We start from the raw sequence: 17,827 nt of genomic DNA, 5'->3' as shown, positions 1-17,827 counted from the left end.
GGTGCAGGTAGCCCAGCACCGGCGCTGCGTCGAACTCCTTCAGTTGGTGTTCGGCCCAGCGCACGGGCAGCCAGGGGGACGGTTCGAAATGGCCTGGGCCGCGGTTATCGATGGTTTTCCACAAGTTAGGTAGTTGCGATTGCCAGTAGGCGGTGGACATGGTGCCGGGTGGTAATAGCACTTTATTGCCTTTGGCATGCTCGGCGGCTACATACCAATCTCCAAAGGCCTTGCTCCGGTCCCAATAAAACGCCCACAACTTGCCAAAGTCAGATTTTTTGTCCTGATTGTCCTCGGCGTCACGGGTGACGAAGGGGCGAATATAGCGGTCCACTCGGTCCGAACGTGTGACCAGCAGGCCAGTCATGCTTTCGTAGATCGTCGGAACCACGTGGCCATTTTGCAACCCCGGTGTACCGGGTTTGCGATAGCCGTTTCGCGTCACGTCACCGTCTTCACTTGCGATCAAGGCTTGTGGCACCTTCGGGTTATCGTCAAAAAAGGTGAACAGTCGCTCGATCATGCCTTGAGCATGCGTCGTGCTTTCATTGTCTTGCCACAAAAACTGGGTAACGCCCAAGGTCGCGGCGTTACGGCCTGAGTTGATCAGGCCTGCTGCACTGTCGGCGCTGTCGTAGGGGGCGGGCGGTCCCAGCGCAAACACCGGGATTGGCCAGTACGCTACTGCCTCACCTGCCGAGTTTTTGAATGCAATACGGACTTTAATGTCTCTGGAGCTTCGCCTTGTGTCTAATGATGGGTCGTAGTCTTTCGCGTCCTGCGAGTAAATCGATGCGAAATTGTCGTTCTTCTTTTTTATGAACTGCCAGATTTTGGATTGGCCATCTGTGTAAATTCCAAGTCCGACCCCACGAATTTCTAAGGCATAGGTGCGAACTTGAGTGGCCTGTTGTTCGGCGTTTCTGAGCTCCATCTGGTTGCGATAATTGGCAAACTCTGCCTTCTCGCTCGCCAGGGCATTACCCCACCAATGAATGCCGAAGATCATCAGTAGCGGGCCGACAATAGCGGCAATGCCCCAACTCATAACGGGTTTCATGATGCGAAGTACCAAGTCGGATTCCTGTGCTTTGAGTTGGACAATCCAGATGAAGCTGAGCCAGAGCACAACTAGCACTCTGGCGATCAGCTGATGGAGTTTGAGGCTGGGCGGCCCGAATCTCGTGACTACGCGATGCTCACAGTCAGCGCATGGCTGGCCACACCATGACACCCGCAGGCCAACCGATGGCCTTGCAGCACCACCGGCTTACCGTTCATGCGTCGGCTTGGGTGCCCTTCGACAAAGGCAAAAGCCCCTAGGTGGAGCGGGCAACTGGCCTTGTCGCCCAGCACCGCTGGCGTTTTACCCTTGATGGTATGGGTGCCAGCCAGCTGGCATGACAGCACGCTGCCCCCGCTGCTGGTGGGGTCGCCCAGGCAGATGGGAGCACTCATCCTTCGGATCGTCCGATACTTGGGAGGCCATACTTGAACGGGTCTGCGCCACGGTTCTGCTGGTTCTTCGCCTTGCGTGCCTCGTCTGGCGGGCTGATCATCTGCACGGTAAGGCTGCCGTCGCTGCCGGCATACACCACGGCACTGGCACCACCGTCGAGGTAGCTGGCAATGGTGGCCAGGTTGATTTCCACCAGCGCGCCGCTGACGCCGGTATTGCCCAGCCGGCGACCGATGTCATAGCCCTCTTCGACATTGCCCACGTCCAGGCCTTGGCCATCGGTATTGAGGCTGTGCAGGGCGTTGGTCAGGGCGATTTCCGCTTCAGAGTTATTAGTGGTGTCGTAGAACACGCGCACCGGTTTTTGCCCGGCGGGCAGGGTATCGAGGGCCTTGAGCCAACCTGCCTGCAAGGCCTTCGCCTGCAACGCGGGTTTGAGGCGCTTGCCGTGTTCGTCCTGCATCGGGACCTTGATCGGACGGTGCAGGTAGCCCAGCACCGGTGCTGCGTCGAACTCCTTCAGTTGGTGTTCGGCCCAACGCACGGGCAGCCAGGGGGACGGTTCGAAATGGCCAGGGCCGCGATTACTGATGGTTTTCCACAAGGTGGGTAGCTGCGACTGCCAGTAGGTGCTGGACATGGTGTATGAGAGTGCTGGCGCTTTAGCGCCTTTGGCCTGTTCGTCAGCCTTATACCAGTCTAGGAATGTTTTGCTCCGGTCCCAATAAAACGCCCACAACTTACCAAAGTCAGTTTTTTTGTCCTGATTGTCTTCGGCTTCATGAGTGACGAAGGGGCGAATGTAGCGATCCACTCGGTCCGAGCGCGTGACCAGCAGGCCTGTCGCGTTTTCGTAGATCGTCGGAACCACGTGGCCATTTTTCAGTCCCGGTGTGCCCGGTTTGCGGTAAGGGTCACGCGCCACGTCACCGTCCTGGCTCGCGATCAAGGCCTGTGGCACCTTGGGGTTATCGTCAAAAAACGTGAACAGTCGCTCGATCATGCCTTGAGCATGGGTAGTGTTTTGATCGTCTTGCCACAGAAATTGCGTAACGCCTAAGGTCGCAGCATTACGCCCTGAATTGATCAGGCCTGCTGCTCTGTACCCTTTTGCGTAGGGATCGGGCGGCCCAAGCGCAAACACTGGGATTGGCCAGTATGCCACCGCTTCACCTGCCGAATTTTTGAATGCGATACGGGCTTTGATGTCTGCGGAGCTTTCCCTAACGTCTAAAGACGGGTCGTAGTCTTTCGCGTCCTGCGAGTAGATCGAAGTGAAGTTGTCGTTTTTCTTTTTGATAAATTGCCAGATTTTGGACTGGCCATCTGTGTAAATCCCAAGTCCGACTCCTCGAATTTCCAAGGCGTAGGTGCGGACTTGGGTGGCCTGTTGTTCGGCGTTTCTGAGCTCCATCTGGTTGCGATAATTGGCAAACTCTGCCTTCTCACTTGCCAGGGCTTTGCCCCACCAATGAATGCCGAAGATCATCAGTAGCGGGCCGACAATAGCGGCAATGCCCCAGGCCATGACGGGTTTCATATCGCGAAGTACCATGCCGGTTTCCTGTGCTTTGAGTTGGACTATCCAGATGAAGCTGAGCCAGAGCACAAATAGCACTCCGGCGATCAGCAGATAAGGTTTCAGGTTGGGCCGTGATTTAGGGGAAGATGGGTAATCCTTCATCGACCGGCTCCACTGTCAGATGCTTTGACTATCAGAGACGGTGGCGTGAGCGAGACGAGGCTTGAAGGCGGGAAGAGGCCCAATTCATAATAATCACTACTGGCATTAACTAATGTTTGAGCCTCTTCGCTCAGTCGCGACCAAGCCGGTAGTTCTTTGATTTTTTGTAAGCTTCTGTTATCCATCTTCCAATCCGCAATCGCTACCAACACCTCCCGCATATCCGGATCATCAAGGCTGTGCGCCTGGCCAATTGCAATATCCATCGCCGTCACCCAACGTTGATTCTCCGGGCTACGCAGAACAGCCGAGTGGTAGCTGTTAGGCTCCCTTTCTTTCGGATCTTTGCGCATCCGCTCCTGGATTTCATTAGGCGTTTCTTCACGATAAATGACGTACTCCTTCACCTCTGAGCCTCGATGCACGGCCGCTTGGCTAATGCCTGAAGTTTGATCGCCGGGCTCTTTGCCAGCGTTCAACCGGGCCAGTTCTTCATCCGAGTTCACGCGATAAGGGCTGGTACGCACCTTGAACCATTTGAAGCGGGCACTCGGATTGCCCAGCGCGGAGCGGATACTCACGTCATCGGGGCTGTCCTTGCCTGCCCGGGTGGGTGTGCCCGGTTCTACCTCGCCGCCAAACAGATCTGGCGCATAGGGTGGGCATAAAGGTTCGGCATTGATCAGCACTTCCTCACCTTTTGCTATTGGTGCTTGCGAGGCCACGGCGCCGCCTGTCCACCCGCCAGGGTAGCGGGGTTCCCCTTTGGCGCGCAGCACCGTTTGTTGTATGGCGTCGCCGACCAGTACCGGGTTACCGTCGCGATGACGCTTGGTCCACAGGCGCTGGAAAAACCGCACGGACTGCAAAGCCGACATCGCCGGTTTACCGTCCGGCAAGGTATTGGGCACCCCATAGGTACCGATGCCATGCACGTCGTCCAGGGCGACCGTGGTGTCGTCCGGGCAGAAGTACAGGTAAACCTTGCCGCGATTGTCACGCTCGGGAAAAACGGTGAAGTTGCCGACCTTGTCCCTGCGCGTACCCTGTATGGGTGACCACCTGGGGCCCGTGCGACCGCCGTAGGTCTTGCTGTCCCTGAGTGCGGCCAACGGCGGCTGGGCGTGGGGCGCCTGGGTGACGGCGGTGACGATGTTGATCAAGGTCGCGAGTGTGTCGTGGCCTTTGGGGGTGGCCTTGGGCAGCACACTGTAAGGCGTATCCACCATGATGACGGTGTCGGCACAGCGTTGGCCCTTGTCGATCAACAGGGCTTGCGCAAGCAGGGTAATCAAGGTGCCTTGACTGTGGCCCATGATGGTGATGGTTTCATCAGGCGATACACGGCGGATCTCACTGACCAACATGGCCAATCGCGTTGCTGCCAGCACAAAGTAACGCCGGTGTGGCCCTTTACCCATGTACTGGGTGTTGGAGAGCATGGGTTGTGCGAGATGCCGGATAAACTTGGCAAAGCCGGGGCTGTACATCTCCAGCAGGTTGTTGGTGGCATTGGCGAAGAACCCGCCGCCTTTGGCGAAGTGCCGGTCCAGACGGTTATCGAATATGTCCTGGTATTGACCGCGCAGTTTGGTCGGGTCGTCGTTTTTATCGCGCTTGATCTCGCCAGGCTCAGCGCGATAGCCCCAGTAGAACGGGATCATCAGGCTGCGGGTTTTCGGGTCGGCCGTGTCTCGCCGATAGAGGTACGTGTCTGGATCGTCCAGCTTCGCAATGTCATCTTCACTGCGCTCTTTAACTGGGCGTTTGTCCGCAGCACTGTAGGCAGCCCCGTACCGCCCCGCCTTCAGATCAGGCCGGTCCAAACGCTCATTCATCCCCTGGCACAACCCTGTCTCCACCGACTCGTAGGAAGCCCCCGGGTCATTCACGCCGTGCAAGAAGATCACCACTCCCGGCAGGTCGGCGGGCACTTCCATTTTGCGTTCGGTACTGAAGTTGGGTACCAGCCGTGTGACGCTTTCAGCCACGGTGATTTGATCGCCACTCACTGGCTGCCTCCTTTGCTGCTGGTGCTGCGCAGGGCAGCCACTTGTGCCCGGTGCATCGCTTCGCGCTCGACGCGTTCGGTAAGCCCGCTGGCATCGGTCAGGCCCTGTACGGTACTGCCGTCTTCAAGCGTGATCTGATAGGCGTGGTCTACGGCCATGCGCACGCTGTCGTCGGCGTGCCCCGGATAGTGGAAGGCCAGGCGTTGTGCCGCCGGGTCGCGGTTGAATGCTGGCACCTGGGCGCTGTCGGTCTTGGGGCCGACCCAGTCATGCTCGCTGGCATGGACGATCACCTTGCCCTGGCTGCCGATTTCGACACCGCCACCGATCTTGATGTAACTGCCATCGTCGGCCACCAAACGAATGGTGGGTGCGGTGACGACCACCTCGCCTTCAGCGGCCGACAAGTGCAGGTTCTTTTGGGCATTGACGGTGATGTCGTCTTCCTGGGCCTGGACCAGCACTTTGCCGCGATTGGCGATCGCGCTGATGCCCTCATCCTGTGCGAACGCGCTGATGCCTTTGCCGGCTTGCAGACGCATGGCGGCGCCGCTGGTCAACTGCAGATGGTCCTGGGCGGTGGTGTCGTGGTTCGCGCCGGCATAGTGCAGTTGCGAGCGTGGGGTGGCACTGGCAATACCCGCTTCTGCCGCAACGGCCATGACGGGTTCGCCAGCGCTGTCGCTGTCGGGTACTGGCCACTGTTTCAGCGCCTGGCTCAAGGTGTCGATGCCCTCGCTGTCCACCGCTGCGCCGCCTCGTGCGGCGGCCGTTTGCCCAAGGCTTTTGAACAACTCGCCACATTCGGCCAGCAGCGTGAGCAGCTCTTCGCGGTCCAGCTGCGAACCGGTCGCGTCCTGGCGGGCATAGGTGGTCAGCAACAGGCCTTGGGCGGCGCGCAGGGCAATCGCGGCGTCGGTGCGCAATTCGGCACCGTTGCCACGGGCCTTGGCCTGGCCGTCGATACGTGGCTCGGTGAGCTTGCCCAGGTTGAGTGCCGTGGCGTGGTGCGTGGTACCGACACGGGCACGCAAGGCGCCCGGTGTGTCATCGAACAACAGCTCGTTGAAACCCCGGCCTTTGTGTTCCTGGGTCTGAATGCCGGAGAGCGCACGGTTGCCTGGCAGGCCCGCGGCTTTGCTGAAACGCGGCGGTGTGTGGTCGGCGTTGTACAGCACCGAGGTGACCACGGGGCGGTCGATATCGCCAGCCAGAAAGGTCACCAGCACCTCCTGGCCGATACGTGGCAGGAACTGATGACCGAAGCCGCTGCCTGCGCTGGGCATCGCTACCCGCACCCAGGTGGTGCCCTGCGGCAGGCTGTCGCCGCGCTGCCAGTGGAACCTGACCTGGATCCGCGCCAGCTCGTCGGTAAAGACTTCATCGCCCTCCGGCCCGACCACGATCGCACTGAGTGGCCCGTTGATGGTAGGGCGTGGCACGGTGATCGGGTGACGGTAAGGGATGCTCTGGCGAATGCAGACGAACTGATTGTCGTAACCCGCTGGCTCATCGGAAAAGTAGTTGTTGCGCCCTTGGTGCGCGACCGATACCAGCAGGAACTGGCGGGCGTCTGCCGGGCCGTGTTCATGGTCGAAGTGCTGGGTGAGTTCGAAGCTGTAGCCCGGCCGCATGGCCCGGCAATTGCTGTTGCCGGTGAAGGTCTTGGCCTGGGCCTCGATGATCTCCAGATGGCGACGCACCAGCGCCTCGCCCTCGTCGCGCAGGCCATGGCTGTAGGCACCGAAAAAATCGTAGACCTCGTAGGGCGGGGCGTCGCCTTGCTCGTTGAGGCTGTCCATGTCGATGGACAGCGGATTCCTTGGCTGCTTGTAGTCGAATGTCTGGATGGCCATCTTGCCCGGTTGCAAGGTCCGGTGGCTGCGCCACTGGGTGATCGAATCACTGGACTCGGTGACAAAGGCGCTGTGGTAGCGGATTCGCGGTTGTTCGGGCAGCGCTTCCAGCCCCTCGGAGCGATCGGTGATGATCAGGCTGTGCCCATCCTGGCGGTGGTCGAAGTAGAAGAACAGGCCGTCCTGCTCCAGTAGACGCAGCACGAAATTCAGGTCGGTTTCGCGGTACTGGGTGATGTAGCTGTGGGACTTGAGCGGCCTGAGCAGGCGAAACTCGAATTGGCGCAACCCGCCGTAATGCTCGAACACCGTGCGAATGACCGTTTCAATGGTCTGCTCTTGAAAGATCCGCGAATCGACGCGGCGCGACAGCATCCACAGCCATGGGCTGAGTGTCGCGCTGTAACGCGCCAGGCCACCGTCGCTGCCGAGCAGGTTGAACCGGGTGATATGGCCATGGATGGGGCGCATGCTGCCGTCGGCCAGTTCGATCTCCAGCAGGGCAGGCTGGCCCATCAATGATTTGAGTTCGAGCCGGGCATCCTGGCTGATCAGCGCCAGCTCGAAGCTGAACAGTGTGGACAACCCTTCGTTGCCGCTGAAGTGCTCCAGCAACAGCGCCTGATCGCCTTGGATCGGGCTGGTGAACGTGATCAAACGGCGGTGCTGGGGTGTAAAAATGCTCGTCAATTCCATCGACGTCATATTCCTTGGCGAAACAAGCGGCGCAAGTTATCACAGTTTTTGGCATAACTGGCCCGCACAGGGCGGGCCAAAACTTGTCAAGACGTGACGGTCATTCCATTGTCAGGTTATTTCACCTATCGTCGGGCCTTCGTCCCTTATCGATCCGTCAACCGCCATGCACAACGTCATCGTCATCACCGGTGCCAGCCGTGGCATCGGTGCCGCCACCGCCCTGCAGGCCGCCCGTGAGGGCTATCGCATCTGCATCAACTACCACGCCGACGACCAGGCCGCCGAAAGCATCCTCGCCCAGGTTCGCGCTCTCGGCGCCGAAGCCATCACCGTGCGCGCCGACGCCAGCGTCGAGGACGAGGTGATCCAGCTGTTCCACCGCGTCGACCAGGAACTCGGCCCGGTGACTGCCCTGGTCAACAACGCGGGCACCATCGGCCAGCAAAGCCGTGTCGAGGCCATGTCCGAGTTCCGCCTGCTGAAGGTGATGAAGACCAACGTCGTCGGCCCCATGCTCTGTGCCAAGCACGCCCTGCTGCGCATGGCCCGCCGCCACGGGGGGGCTGGCGGGGCGATCGTCAATGTGTCCTCGATCGCGGCGCGCCTGGGCTCACCCAACGAGTACGTAGACTACGCCGCCTCCAAAGGCGCGCTGGATACGTTCACCATCGGCCTGGCCAAGGAAGTGGCGGGCGAGGGCGTGCGGGTCAACGGTGTACGACCGGGCTACATCCATACCGGTTTCCATGCGCTGTCCGGTGACCCTGACCGCGTGACCAAGCTCGAACCCGGCCTGCCCATGGGCCGCGGCGGCCGCGCCGAAGAAGTGGCCGAGGCGATCCTCTGGTTGCTGTCGGAAAAGGCCTCGTATTCCACCGGCAGCTTCATCGACCTCGGCGGCGGGCGCTGAACGCTGCCCCGTCAGGGCAGCTCACCCGCCAGCAACTGACGGACCCGTTCGGCCAGCGCTTCGAGCTCGAAGGGTTTGGTCAGCACGCTGGTGCCCTGCAGCAGTTGGCCATCGCTGAGTGCCGCGCTCGCGTCGTAGCCGGTGATGAACAGGACCTTGAGGTCCGGATACAGTTGCCGGCAACGCTCCGCCACCTGGCGGCCATTGGGGCCGTCGGGCAGGCCGATATCGCTCAGCAGCAGGTCGGGTTGCGCGCACTGCTGCATATGCGCCAGCGCGGCCGTGCCATTGGCGAAGGCTTCGACCTGGTAGCCCAGTTCTTCCAGCACTTCGCCGACCACCAGCCGCAGCGCCGCCTGGTCTTCCACCAGGACGATGCGTTGCCCAACCGAATCGCTGCCTGTCAGCGTCTTGCGCTGTGCCGGCCGGGCCGCAGCAACAGGCTGTTCAGGGTGACGCGGCAGGTACAGGTCGACCCGTGTGCCCTGGCCAGGCGAGGAAATCAGGCGTAGCTGGCCGCCCGACTGGCGCACGAAGCCATAGGTCATCGACAGCCCCAGGCCCGTCCCATGGCCCATGGGTTTGGTCGAGAAGAACGGGTCGATTGCGCGCGCCGCTACGGTTGCGGTCATGCCGCAGCCGGTGTCGGCAACACTGAGCCTTACGTAGTCCCCGGCGGCCAGTTCCAGCGCCTGGGCCTGCTCGTCGTCGAGCGTGAGATTGTCGCCCTGGATGTCGATGGTACCGCCGCCCGGCATGGCGTCACGTGCGTTGATGCACAGGTTGAGCAGGGCGCTTTCCAGCTGTGGCGGGTCGATGAAGGTTGGCCATGGCCGAGTCAGGAAGCGGCTGTGCAAGCTGATGGATGGGCCGATGGTGCGGCGAATCAGTTCTTCCATGCCAAGAACCAGCGCCGCGACGTCGGTCGACCGCGGTTGCAGGGTCTGCTGGCGGGAGAAGGCCAGCAACCGGTGGACCAGGGCCGAGGCTTTTTGCGCCGAGCCGCTGGACAGCGCCAGCAATGGTTCAAGCTCTGCGTAACGCTGCTGGCCCAGGCGCTGCTGCATCAGCTCCTGGGCGTTGATGATGCCGCCCAGCAGGTTGTTGAAGTCATGGGCGATGCCGCCGCTGAGCTGGCCCACGGCCTCCATTTTCTGCGCCTGGCGCAGCGCCTGCTCGGCCTCGGCCAGGCGCCGCTGCTCCTCAACCCGGTCGGTGATGTCGTAGGCAAACAGATAAGCGCCTTGCACGCTGCCGTCATGCTCTCGCAGGGCGTTGAAACGCAGTTCATAGTGACGTGGCCCGAACCTGCCGATCTCGGTGAACCGCTCCCCCGCCAGTGCCCGGCGCCACATCGGCATGATCAGGTCATGGTCCGCCGGGTGGCTGGCCAGCACCGCTGGCAGGTGTTCGCCGACTTCGGGTGTGTGGCCATACAAGGCGTGGAAGTCATGTTTGGCCTGGCGGTTGACTGCCAGCCAGCGCAGCTGGGTATCGACCACATGCACGTTGAGCAGGCTGTCCTCGACCAGTTCGGCAAACCGGCGGCGTTCGGCCAAGGCTGCGCTGACCCGCTGTTCGAGTTCGGCATTCAGCCGCTGCAGTGCCACCTCGGCCTTGCGCCGCTCGGTGACATCGGTAAACAGCACCGCGACCTGGCGGCGCTCGGCAGGCTCCACACGGAAGGTGATCACCGACAGCACACGGCCGGTGGCGACCAGCTCCTGCTCGAATTGCAGCGGTTCGCCCGTGCGTAATACCGCACCGTAGCGGGCGACCCAGTCGTCCGCCTCGTCGGGCACCATCTCGCGCAGTTTCTGCCCGACGACGTTGGGGATGCCGGCATGCTTGGTGTAGGCGGCATTGGCCAGGACATGCACATAGTCGCTGAGTGGGCCATGGGGGCCGTCGAAGAATTCGATGACGCAGAATCCTTCATCCATGGTGTCGAACAGGAAGCGATAGATGCTTGGGTCCTGATGTTCGTGGTGCTGCAGCAGCTGTGATTCCAGCTGTGCGTTACGTTGGCGCAGGGTTTCGACTTCCTGACGCAGTGCGAGCAGCTCGCGTTGGGGCATGGCGACGTCCGGCACAAATGAGTGGCCAGACTTTACCTGCCCGCAAGGCCGCCGCATAGCGGCCTAAGGGGGCAACCCCCGGTTTTTCAGCAACTGCTCGACTTGCTGGTTGAGGGTAGCCAGCGCGAACGGTTTGTACATGACCGCGCAATGCTTGCCCGGGCTGACATCGACCCGATTGCTGGCATAGCCGGTGATGTACAGGACGTCGACGACGCCAGGCAGTTGCTGGCAGGCCGCCGCGACCTGGTAGCCATCGATGCCGCCCGGCAAGCCGATATCGGTGATCAGCAGGTCAGGGCGCAAGCCTTTTTCCAGGGTTTCCAGTGCGCGGCGGCCATCGCTGCAGGCGTGTACGTCATGCCCCTGTTCTTCGAGCATCTCGCTGATCAGCAGGCGCAGAGTGTCCTGGTCCTCCACCAGCAGAACTACACGGGGCGCTGCGTGAACCTGCTGCTCCGGCGCCTGTGGCTGCGCGCTGGGTTGCCCGGCATCGTCGCCGCCGGCCCGGGGCAGGTAGAGGTGGATGCAGGCGCCTTGCTCCGGTTCGCTGACAATGCGCAACTGGCCGCCTGACTGGCGCACGAAACCATACACGATCGACAAGCCAAGGCCGGAACCGTGGCCCAGGGGTTTGGTGGTGAAGAAAGGCTCGAACGCTCTTTGCAGGACGTCGGCGGACATGCCCATGCCGGTGTCGCAGACACTCAGATGCAGGTAGGCGCCGCTGGGCAGGTCCAATGCGCGTGCCTGCAGATCATCGAGCCAGGTGTTTTCGCTGGCAATGCGCAGCGTGCCCCCCTGAGGCATGGCATCACGGGCATTGATGCACAGATTGAGCAATGCGTTCTCCAGCTGGTGCGGGTCGATGCGCACCAGCCACTGGTTGCTCAGGGTCTGGTCAATGAAGGTGATGCGCGCGTCGAGCGAGCTGGCGATCAGCTCATGCATGCCTGCCACCAGTTGCTGCACATCTACCGCCTGCGGCATCAGGGTCTGTTGGCGCGAGAACGCCAGCAGACGCTGAACCAGCGAGGCTGCCCGTTGAGCGTTTTGCCGGGCGAGGCCCAGTAGCCGGGTGGAGTCCTGGTAGCGCTGTTCAGCCTGGCGTTGCTCGGCCATTTCCAGGGCACCCAGGATGCCGCCGAGGAGGTTGTTGAAGTCATGGGCAATGCCGCCAGTCAGCTGGCCCACGGCTTCCATTTTCTGCGATTGGCGCAGGGCTTCTTCGATCCTGCGCACGCGCTCCTGTTCGGCGACGCGCGCGCTGATGTCGTAGGCGAACAGGTAACCCCCCTGGATGTGCTGCTGGGCGTCGCGCAGGGTGTTGTAGCTGATTTCGTAGTGGCGCGGGGCGTCGGGCGGGCCCAGGGCGATGATGTCGGTGAACGCCTCGCCGGCCAGCACGCGCGGCCATACCGGCTCCAGCCATTTGACGATGTCGGGCTGGTTGGCAATGAACGCTGGGATGTAGTCGCCCACCTTTGGCACGAAGCCGCGCAGGCGCTTGAAGGTCTCCTGCGCGGTGCGGTTGATCGCCAGCAGGCGGAAGTTGCGATCAGCCGCGAACACGTTGGCCTGACTGTGGTCGACCAGTTCGCCCAGCAGCCTGCTGTTGGCCTGGGCCTGGTCGATACGTGCCTGCAGTTGCTGGGTGGAAGGCGTCGAGTCGTCAGGCATCATCGTGGCGATCCAGCGTGGGGGTCGCCCAACTATAGCTGCAGTTTTTCAGGCCTTCCTTCAGAACGAGCGGATGATGCGCCCCAGGGTTTCCATGGCCCGTTCGGCGGCCTCGTTCCAGGGTGAACCGTAGTTCAGGCGAATGCAGTTGCCAAAGCGCCGGGTAGGCGAAAAGATCGGCCCCGGTGCGATGCTGATGCCTTGGGCCAGGGCCATGTGGAACAGTTTCAGGGCATCCATCTGCTCGGGCAGCTCCAGCCACAGGAAATAGCCGCCGGCGGGCTGGCTGACGCGGGTCTGCGCCGGGAAATGACGGGCGATGGCTGCCAGCATGTTGGCCTGCTGACCCTCCAGGGCGTAGCGCAACTTGCGCAGGTGACGGTCGTAGCCGCCGTGTTGCAGGTAATCGGCGATGGCCGCCTGGGCCGGCATCGAGGCGCACAACGAGGTCATCAGCTTCAGCCGCTCGATCTTCTGTGCGAAGCGCCCGGCCGCGACCCAGCCGATGCGATAACCCGGCGCCAGGCTTTTGCTGAACGAGCCGCAATGCATCACCAGGCCTTGGGTGTCGAAGGCCTTGGCCGGTTTGGGAGCTTGCTGCGAGTAATACAGCTCGGCGTAGACATCATCCTCGATCAGCGGCACCTGGTGGCGGCTCAGCAACTCGACCAGCGCCTGCTTCTTCGCTTCGGGCATGCTGGCACCGACCGGGTTCTGGAAATTGGTCATGCACCACACCGCTTTGACCGGGTGCTTGTCGAGGGTCTGGGCCAGCACGGCCAGGTCCATGCCCTCGCGCGGGTGCACCGGGATCTCCACGGCCTTGAGCTTGAGCCGCTCCAGCACTTGCAGGCAGGCATAGAAGGCCGGCGCCTCGATCGCCACCAGGTCGCCGGGCTCGGTGACCGCCTGCAGGCACAGGTTCAAGGCTTCGAGCGCGCCATTGGTGATCAGCAGTTCTTCCATCGGCAGCATCAGCCCACCGACCATGTAGCGCAAGGCAATCTGGCGGCGCAGTTGCGGGTTGCCCGGCGACAGGTCGGTGACCACCATGCGTGGGTCCATGGCCCGGCTGGCACTGGCCAGCGAGCGTGACAGGCGCTGCAGCGGGAATAGCTCGGGGCTGGGGAAGGCCGAGCCGAACGGTACGGTGCCGGGGTCCTTGATCGAGTCGAGGATGGAGAACACCAGGCCGCTGACGTCGACCTCGGTCGATTCGCTGATAGGCTCCAGCGCCTGGGGTTCACTGAACTGGCGCGGGGCGTGGGCGTTGACGAAGTAGCCCGAGCGCGGCCGTGCGCGGATCAGCCCACGGCGCTCGAGCAGGTAGTAGGCCTGGAACACGGTGGACGGGCTGACGCCGTGGGTCTGGCTGGCGTAGCGCACCGAAGGTACGCGCTGGCCTGGGCCGAGCACCCCGGAGCGGATCAGTTCGGCAATGTCGTCGGCGAAGCGTTCGTAGCGTTTCATGGGGGCTCGGCAGGCAAGGTGAAGTGTCAGTGTAAGGGATCAACGGTTCAGTGGTGCCACGAAGCGGCTGTGAGCCACGCTGCGCACGGCGGGCTGGTCGCTGTCGCGGATTTCGAAAGCCAGTGCCTGCGAACTGCTGGCCGGCCGCTCGGCCAGCAGGGCCACCGACACTGGCATCTCGCTCATTTCCCCGGCCGGGATACTGAACTCGGTAGCGCCATGCAGTTCGAAGCCCTCGGCATCGACCAGGCGCAGGTGGTAGCGCTGAGGCTGCGCGGTCTTGTTGATGATCTTGAGCAGGTAGATGTTCTCGATCTGGCCCTGGGCGTTTTCGCGGAACAGGCCGCGGTCCTTGATCACGTCCAGCGACACCATCGGGCGCATCTGCAGCGCCGCAACCAGGGCGCCGATCATCAGCAGCAAGGCGGCGGCGTAGCCCAACAGACGCGGGCGCAGCCAATGGGGGGTGCCGCCTTGCAGGCTATGTTCGGACTTGTAGCCGATCAGGCCGCGTGGGTAACCCATCTTGTCCATCACCTTGTCGCAGGCATCGATGCAGGCGGCGCAACCGATGCAGGCCATCTGCAGGCCATCGCGGATGTCGATGCCCGTGGGGCATACCTGCACGCACAGGGTGCAATCGATACAATCACCCAGGCCCTGGGCGCGCGGATCACTGCCTTTCTTGCGTGGCCCACGGGATTCGCCGCGACGCGGGTCGTAGGCCACGGCCAGGGTGTCCTTGTCGAACATCACGCTCTGGAAGCGTGCATAAGGGCACATGTGCAGGCACACCGCTTCGCGCAGCCAGCCGGCATTTATGTAGGTGGCCGCCGTGAAGAACAGCACCCAGAACAGCGCCACGCCGCCCAGTTGCAGGGTGAGCAGTTCATGGGCCAGGGGGCGGATCGGGGTGAAGTAACCGACGAAGGTCAGCCCGGTGAGCACGCCGATGGCCAGCCACAGGCTGTGCTTGAGCGTGCGCCGGGCCAGTTTGTTCAGGCTCCAGGGCGCGGCGGCCAGCTTGATGCGCTGGTTGCGGTCGCCTTCGGTGACCTTTTCGCACCACATGAACAGCCAGGTCCAGATGCTTTGTGGGCAGCTGTAACCGCACCACACCCGGCCGGCGTAGACCGTGATGGCGAACAGGCCGAAGGCACAGATGATCAACAGCGCCGAGAGGAGGATGAAATCCTGCGGCCAGAAGGTGGCGCCGAAGATGTGGAACTTGCTCTCGGCCAAGTCCCATAACACGGCCTGGCGGCCGTTCCATTCGAGCCAGGCGGTGCCGAAGAACAGCACGAACAGCGCGCCAGCGAAGGCAATGCGCAGCGTGCGGTACAGCCCGGTGAAACTGCGGGTATGGATGCCCGTGGCGGCAATCTGGATGGCAGGGATACGTTGGGTCATGGCGTCGGTGCTCTTACGGCCTCGATCAGGCACGAGCACTATGGCCCCCCCACTGTTTTCAGCACAGGCTCAGGTCAGGCAATAAAAACCATATCAGATTGCTGCGAAGTGTGTCCGAAGCCTCAGATCACGGAACCTGGGGTGCTGGCCTTGAGATGCCTGCGGCTATCTACCGCACCTGCCACGGTCAGCGCGTCGGCTTCGGATTCGGTGATCGGGAACCGCTCGCCGGCGAGAATGGCCACGGACATGCGCAGCTGCTCGTCGGTGACGATCTCGATTTCGGGCCCTTTGCCTTCGATGCGCAGCTTGTCGCCAATCAGGGTGCAGCGTTGGGTGCTTTCTTCGACTTCGATGGGCATGGTGTGGTCCTCCGGTGGCGGTTACAGGCTGTGACCGCAGGCAGCGGCTGGATGCTGCATCGGCGTGCCGGGTGGGCACTTTGCGGGGCGTGCAAGGGTCAACTTTATCAGGCGCCTTTGCCGGCCTCTTCGCGGGTAAACCCGCTCCTACAGGTATCTGTGCAGCCTGTGCAGTACCTGTAGGAGCGGGTTTACCCGCGAAACGGCCGGGGCAGGCGGAGCATATTTTCAACCCGGTAGGGCATCCATGGAGCTGATCTGGCAAGCCATTCAAGCTGAGTTCGCCGACATCACCGATATTCGCGAAGTAATTCAGATCCTTGTGCGATTATTGATGGCGGCACTGCTTGGCGCCGTGCTGGGCTTCGAGCGCGAACACAAAGGCAAATCTGCCGGGGTGCGCACGCACATGCTGGTCTCCCTGGGCGCGGCGCTGTTCGTGCTCGCGCCGAGCATGGCGGGTGCTGATGAGCAGGCGCTGAGCCGGGTGATCCAGGGTATCGTCGCCGGCATCGGCTTTCTCGGTGCGGGCACCATCCTCAAGGGTAACGGCCAGGACACCAGCCACGTGAAAGGCCTGACTACCGCTGCAGGGCTCTGGATGACGGCGGCCATCGGTACTGCCGCAGGCATGGGGCGAGAGGCCACGGCACTGATCAGCACGGTGCTGGCGCTGTTGGTACTGGGCACGATGCCGCTGCTGGTCGAGAAGGTCGAGAGGCAGGACGAAGAGAAGCAGAAAGAAGAGGGCAGGAAGCACTGAGGGGAGCCGAAGCTCCCCTCAAAGCGTTGTTGCTTGCTCTTTTCTTATTATTGAGGCCGGCCTTTTGTTGTTTTTGTAGGCCAGCCTTGGTGTTGCGTGCGACCCCCATCCGGGGTCAAGAGCAAACGTATTTTTTTGAGCGCTGACCTGCTTTCATCCGCTGGATCCGAAGCTGACTGCCGCTACCTTGAGGTAGTTTTATTGTTCTGTGCCAGCCCGCGGGGCGAACCCCTGAAAAGCCTGTCGACTCCAAAAAAATCTGCTTGCTGCGCCTCTGCCGTGTTGTTCTTGTTATGTCAGAGCCGTTACATGTTGTTTTTATTGGTTATCGCGTTTTTCTTGTTGTTGTACCAAACCTATAGCAGGCGCCGTGCCAACTTTTTAAAAGCCTTAAAAATCAATGAGTTGACCAGGTGGGGCGAAAACGGGCGGCCTGACAATCCATCGATTTGTTTCCCTGTTACCCGATTTTTTGCTGAAAACTGCGGGGGAGGTAACACTCACCCACACTCATGTGACACCTGCATGAAACTCATGCTGCGCTGCGCGCACGGGCCACCCGCGAACCATTGGCCCTGCCCAGCACCGCGCTGATGCGCTGCCCGGCGGCGATCAGCCGGTCGAGGTCGATACCGGTCTCGATGCCCAGCCCCTGCAGCAGGTACAGCACATCCTCGGTGGCGATGTTGCCGGTGGCGCCCTTGGCATAAGGGCAACCCCCCAGCCCGGCCACCGAGCTGTCGAATACGCTGATGCCTTCGAGCAGGCTGGCGTACACGTTGGCCAGGGCCTGGCCATAGGTGTCATGGAAGTGGCCAGCCAGCTGCGCGCGGGGCACCACGGCCGAGACCACCTCGAACAGCCGGCGGGTGTCACCGGCCGTGCCGGTGCCGATGGTGTCACCCAGCGATACCTCGTAGCAGCCCATGTCGTGCAGCGCTCTGGCGACCGGGGCCACTTGCTCGGCACTGACCTTGCCTTCATAAGGGCAGCCCAGCACACAGGACACGTAACCGCGCACCCGCACGCCGTGGCTGCGCGCGGCCTCCATGATCGGTTCGAAGCGCTGCAGGCTTTCGCTGATCGAGCAGTTGATGTTGCGCTGGGAGAAGGCTTCGGAGGCAGCGGCGAACACCGCCACTTCCTTCACCCCGGCAGCCAGGGCGTCTTCGAAGCCGCGCAGGTTTGGGGCAAGTGCGGCATAGGTAACACCTGCACGCGGGTGAATGCCGGCGAACACTTCGGCGGAACCGGCCATCTGCGGCACCCATTTGGGCGAAACGAAGCTGCCGACCTCGATATAGCTCAGCCCGGCGTCGGTCAGGTCGTCGACCAGGCGCACCTTGTCGGCGACGCTGATGGGCTGGGCTTCGTTCTGCAGGCCGTCGCGCGGGCCGACTTCGACCAGGCGGACTGTTGCGGGCATGGGCATGGTGGGGTTCCT

Annotated in this window: 13 protein-coding genes; 2 read left to right on the top strand and 11 right to left on the bottom strand. The window is 62.0% G+C overall.

Annotation, left to right across the window (positions count from 1 at the left end; all coding sequences use genetic code 11):
• The 5 genes from L6D64_RS27045 to L6D64_RS27025 all read right to left on the bottom strand — a co-directional run.
• Positions 1-1,129, bottom strand: a 1,129-nt coding sequence (locus L6D64_RS27045; RefSeq protein WP_373874261.1) for a type VI lipase adapter Tla3 domain-containing protein, incomplete at its 3' end; no start/stop codon positions are given.
• A gap of 59 nt (positions 1,130-1,188) precedes the next feature.
• Entirely contained in the window at positions 1,189-1,458 is a 270-nt protein-coding gene (locus tag L6D64_RS27040; protein ID WP_236192627.1) for a PAAR domain-containing protein, read from the bottom strand.
• The gene (locus tag L6D64_RS27035; RefSeq protein ID WP_236192626.1) at positions 1,455-3,143 is read right to left on the bottom strand and encodes a type VI lipase adapter Tla3 domain-containing protein; all 1,689 of its coding nucleotides are present in this window, start codon (positions 3,141-3,143) and stop codon (positions 1,455-1,457) included. The genes L6D64_RS27040 and L6D64_RS27035 overlap by 4 nt, the downstream gene beginning before the upstream one ends.
• A complete protein-coding gene (locus L6D64_RS27030) occupies positions 3,140-5,155 on the bottom strand; it encodes a T6SS effector phospholipase Tle3 domain-containing protein (protein ID WP_176509929.1) in 2,016 nt (671 codons plus the stop codon). The genes L6D64_RS27035 and L6D64_RS27030 overlap by 4 nt, the downstream gene beginning before the upstream one ends.
• Positions 5,152-7,707: a type VI secretion system Vgr family protein gene (locus tag L6D64_RS27025; protein WP_176509930.1), complete on the bottom strand. Its 2,556-nt coding sequence runs from the start codon at positions 7,705-7,707 to the stop codon at positions 5,152-5,154. The genes L6D64_RS27030 and L6D64_RS27025 overlap by 4 nt, the downstream gene beginning before the upstream one ends.
• A gap of 166 nt (positions 7,708-7,873) precedes the next feature.
• On the opposite strand from L6D64_RS27025, the gene L6D64_RS27020 reads away from it, so the two are divergent.
• Positions 7,874-8,620, top strand: coding sequence for an SDR family oxidoreductase (locus L6D64_RS27020; RefSeq protein ID WP_176509931.1), 747 nt, complete (start codon positions 7,874-7,876; stop codon positions 8,618-8,620).
• Between the two features lie 11 nt (positions 8,621-8,631).
• Here L6D64_RS27020 and L6D64_RS27015 read toward each other — a convergent pair whose 3' ends face one another.
• The 5 genes from L6D64_RS27015 to L6D64_RS26995 form a co-directional block, all read right to left on the bottom strand.
• Positions 8,632-10,698, bottom strand: coding sequence for a hybrid sensor histidine kinase/response regulator (locus tag L6D64_RS27015; protein WP_176509932.1), 2,067 nt, complete (start codon positions 10,696-10,698; stop codon positions 8,632-8,634).
• A gap of 63 nt (positions 10,699-10,761) precedes the next feature.
• On the bottom strand, positions 10,762-12,378 hold the full coding sequence (locus L6D64_RS27010) for a PAS domain-containing sensor histidine kinase (protein WP_176509947.1): 1,617 nt from the start codon (positions 12,376-12,378) through the stop codon (positions 10,762-10,764).
• 60 nt (positions 12,379-12,438) lie between these two features.
• Positions 12,439-13,848 carry a GntR family transcriptional regulator MpaR gene (gene mapR / locus L6D64_RS27005; RefSeq protein WP_176509933.1) on the bottom strand — a complete coding sequence of 470 codons (1,410 nt, stop codon included), beginning with the start codon at positions 13,846-13,848 and terminating at the stop codon, positions 12,439-12,441.
• Positions 13,849-13,887: 39 nt separating this feature from the next.
• Entirely contained in the window at positions 13,888-15,258 is a 1,371-nt protein-coding gene (gene ccoG / locus L6D64_RS27000; RefSeq protein WP_176509934.1) for a cytochrome c oxidase accessory protein CcoG, read from the bottom strand.
• 122 nt (positions 15,259-15,380) lie between these two features.
• The gene (locus L6D64_RS26995; protein ID WP_176509935.1) at positions 15,381-15,620 is read right to left on the bottom strand and encodes a DUF3203 family protein; all 240 of its coding nucleotides are present in this window, start codon (positions 15,618-15,620) and stop codon (positions 15,381-15,383) included.
• Between the two features lie 247 nt (positions 15,621-15,867).
• On the opposite strand from L6D64_RS26995, the gene L6D64_RS26990 reads away from it, so the two are divergent.
• Complete coding sequence (locus L6D64_RS26990) at positions 15,868-16,383, top strand: MgtC/SapB family protein (protein WP_176509936.1); 516 nt, start codon at positions 15,868-15,870, stop codon at positions 16,381-16,383.
• A 532-nt stretch (positions 16,384-16,915) separates the two neighbouring features.
• Here the strand turns inward: L6D64_RS26990 and L6D64_RS26985 are convergent.
• Positions 16,916-17,815 (bottom strand): hydroxymethylglutaryl-CoA lyase, encoded by a 900-nt coding sequence (locus tag L6D64_RS26985; RefSeq protein WP_176509937.1) that lies wholly within the window; start codon positions 17,813-17,815, stop codon positions 16,916-16,918.
• Between the last annotated feature and the right edge of the window lie 12 nt (positions 17,816-17,827).

The organism is Pseudomonas urethralis, assembly GCF_021602465.1.
In the GTDB taxonomy this organism is placed as follows: Bacteria; Pseudomonadota; Gammaproteobacteria; order Pseudomonadales; family Pseudomonadaceae; genus Aquipseudomonas; species Aquipseudomonas vlassakiae.
The sequence above is the reverse complement of the archived record's forward strand: the minus strand, read 5'-3'. Positions and strand labels throughout refer to the sequence as shown.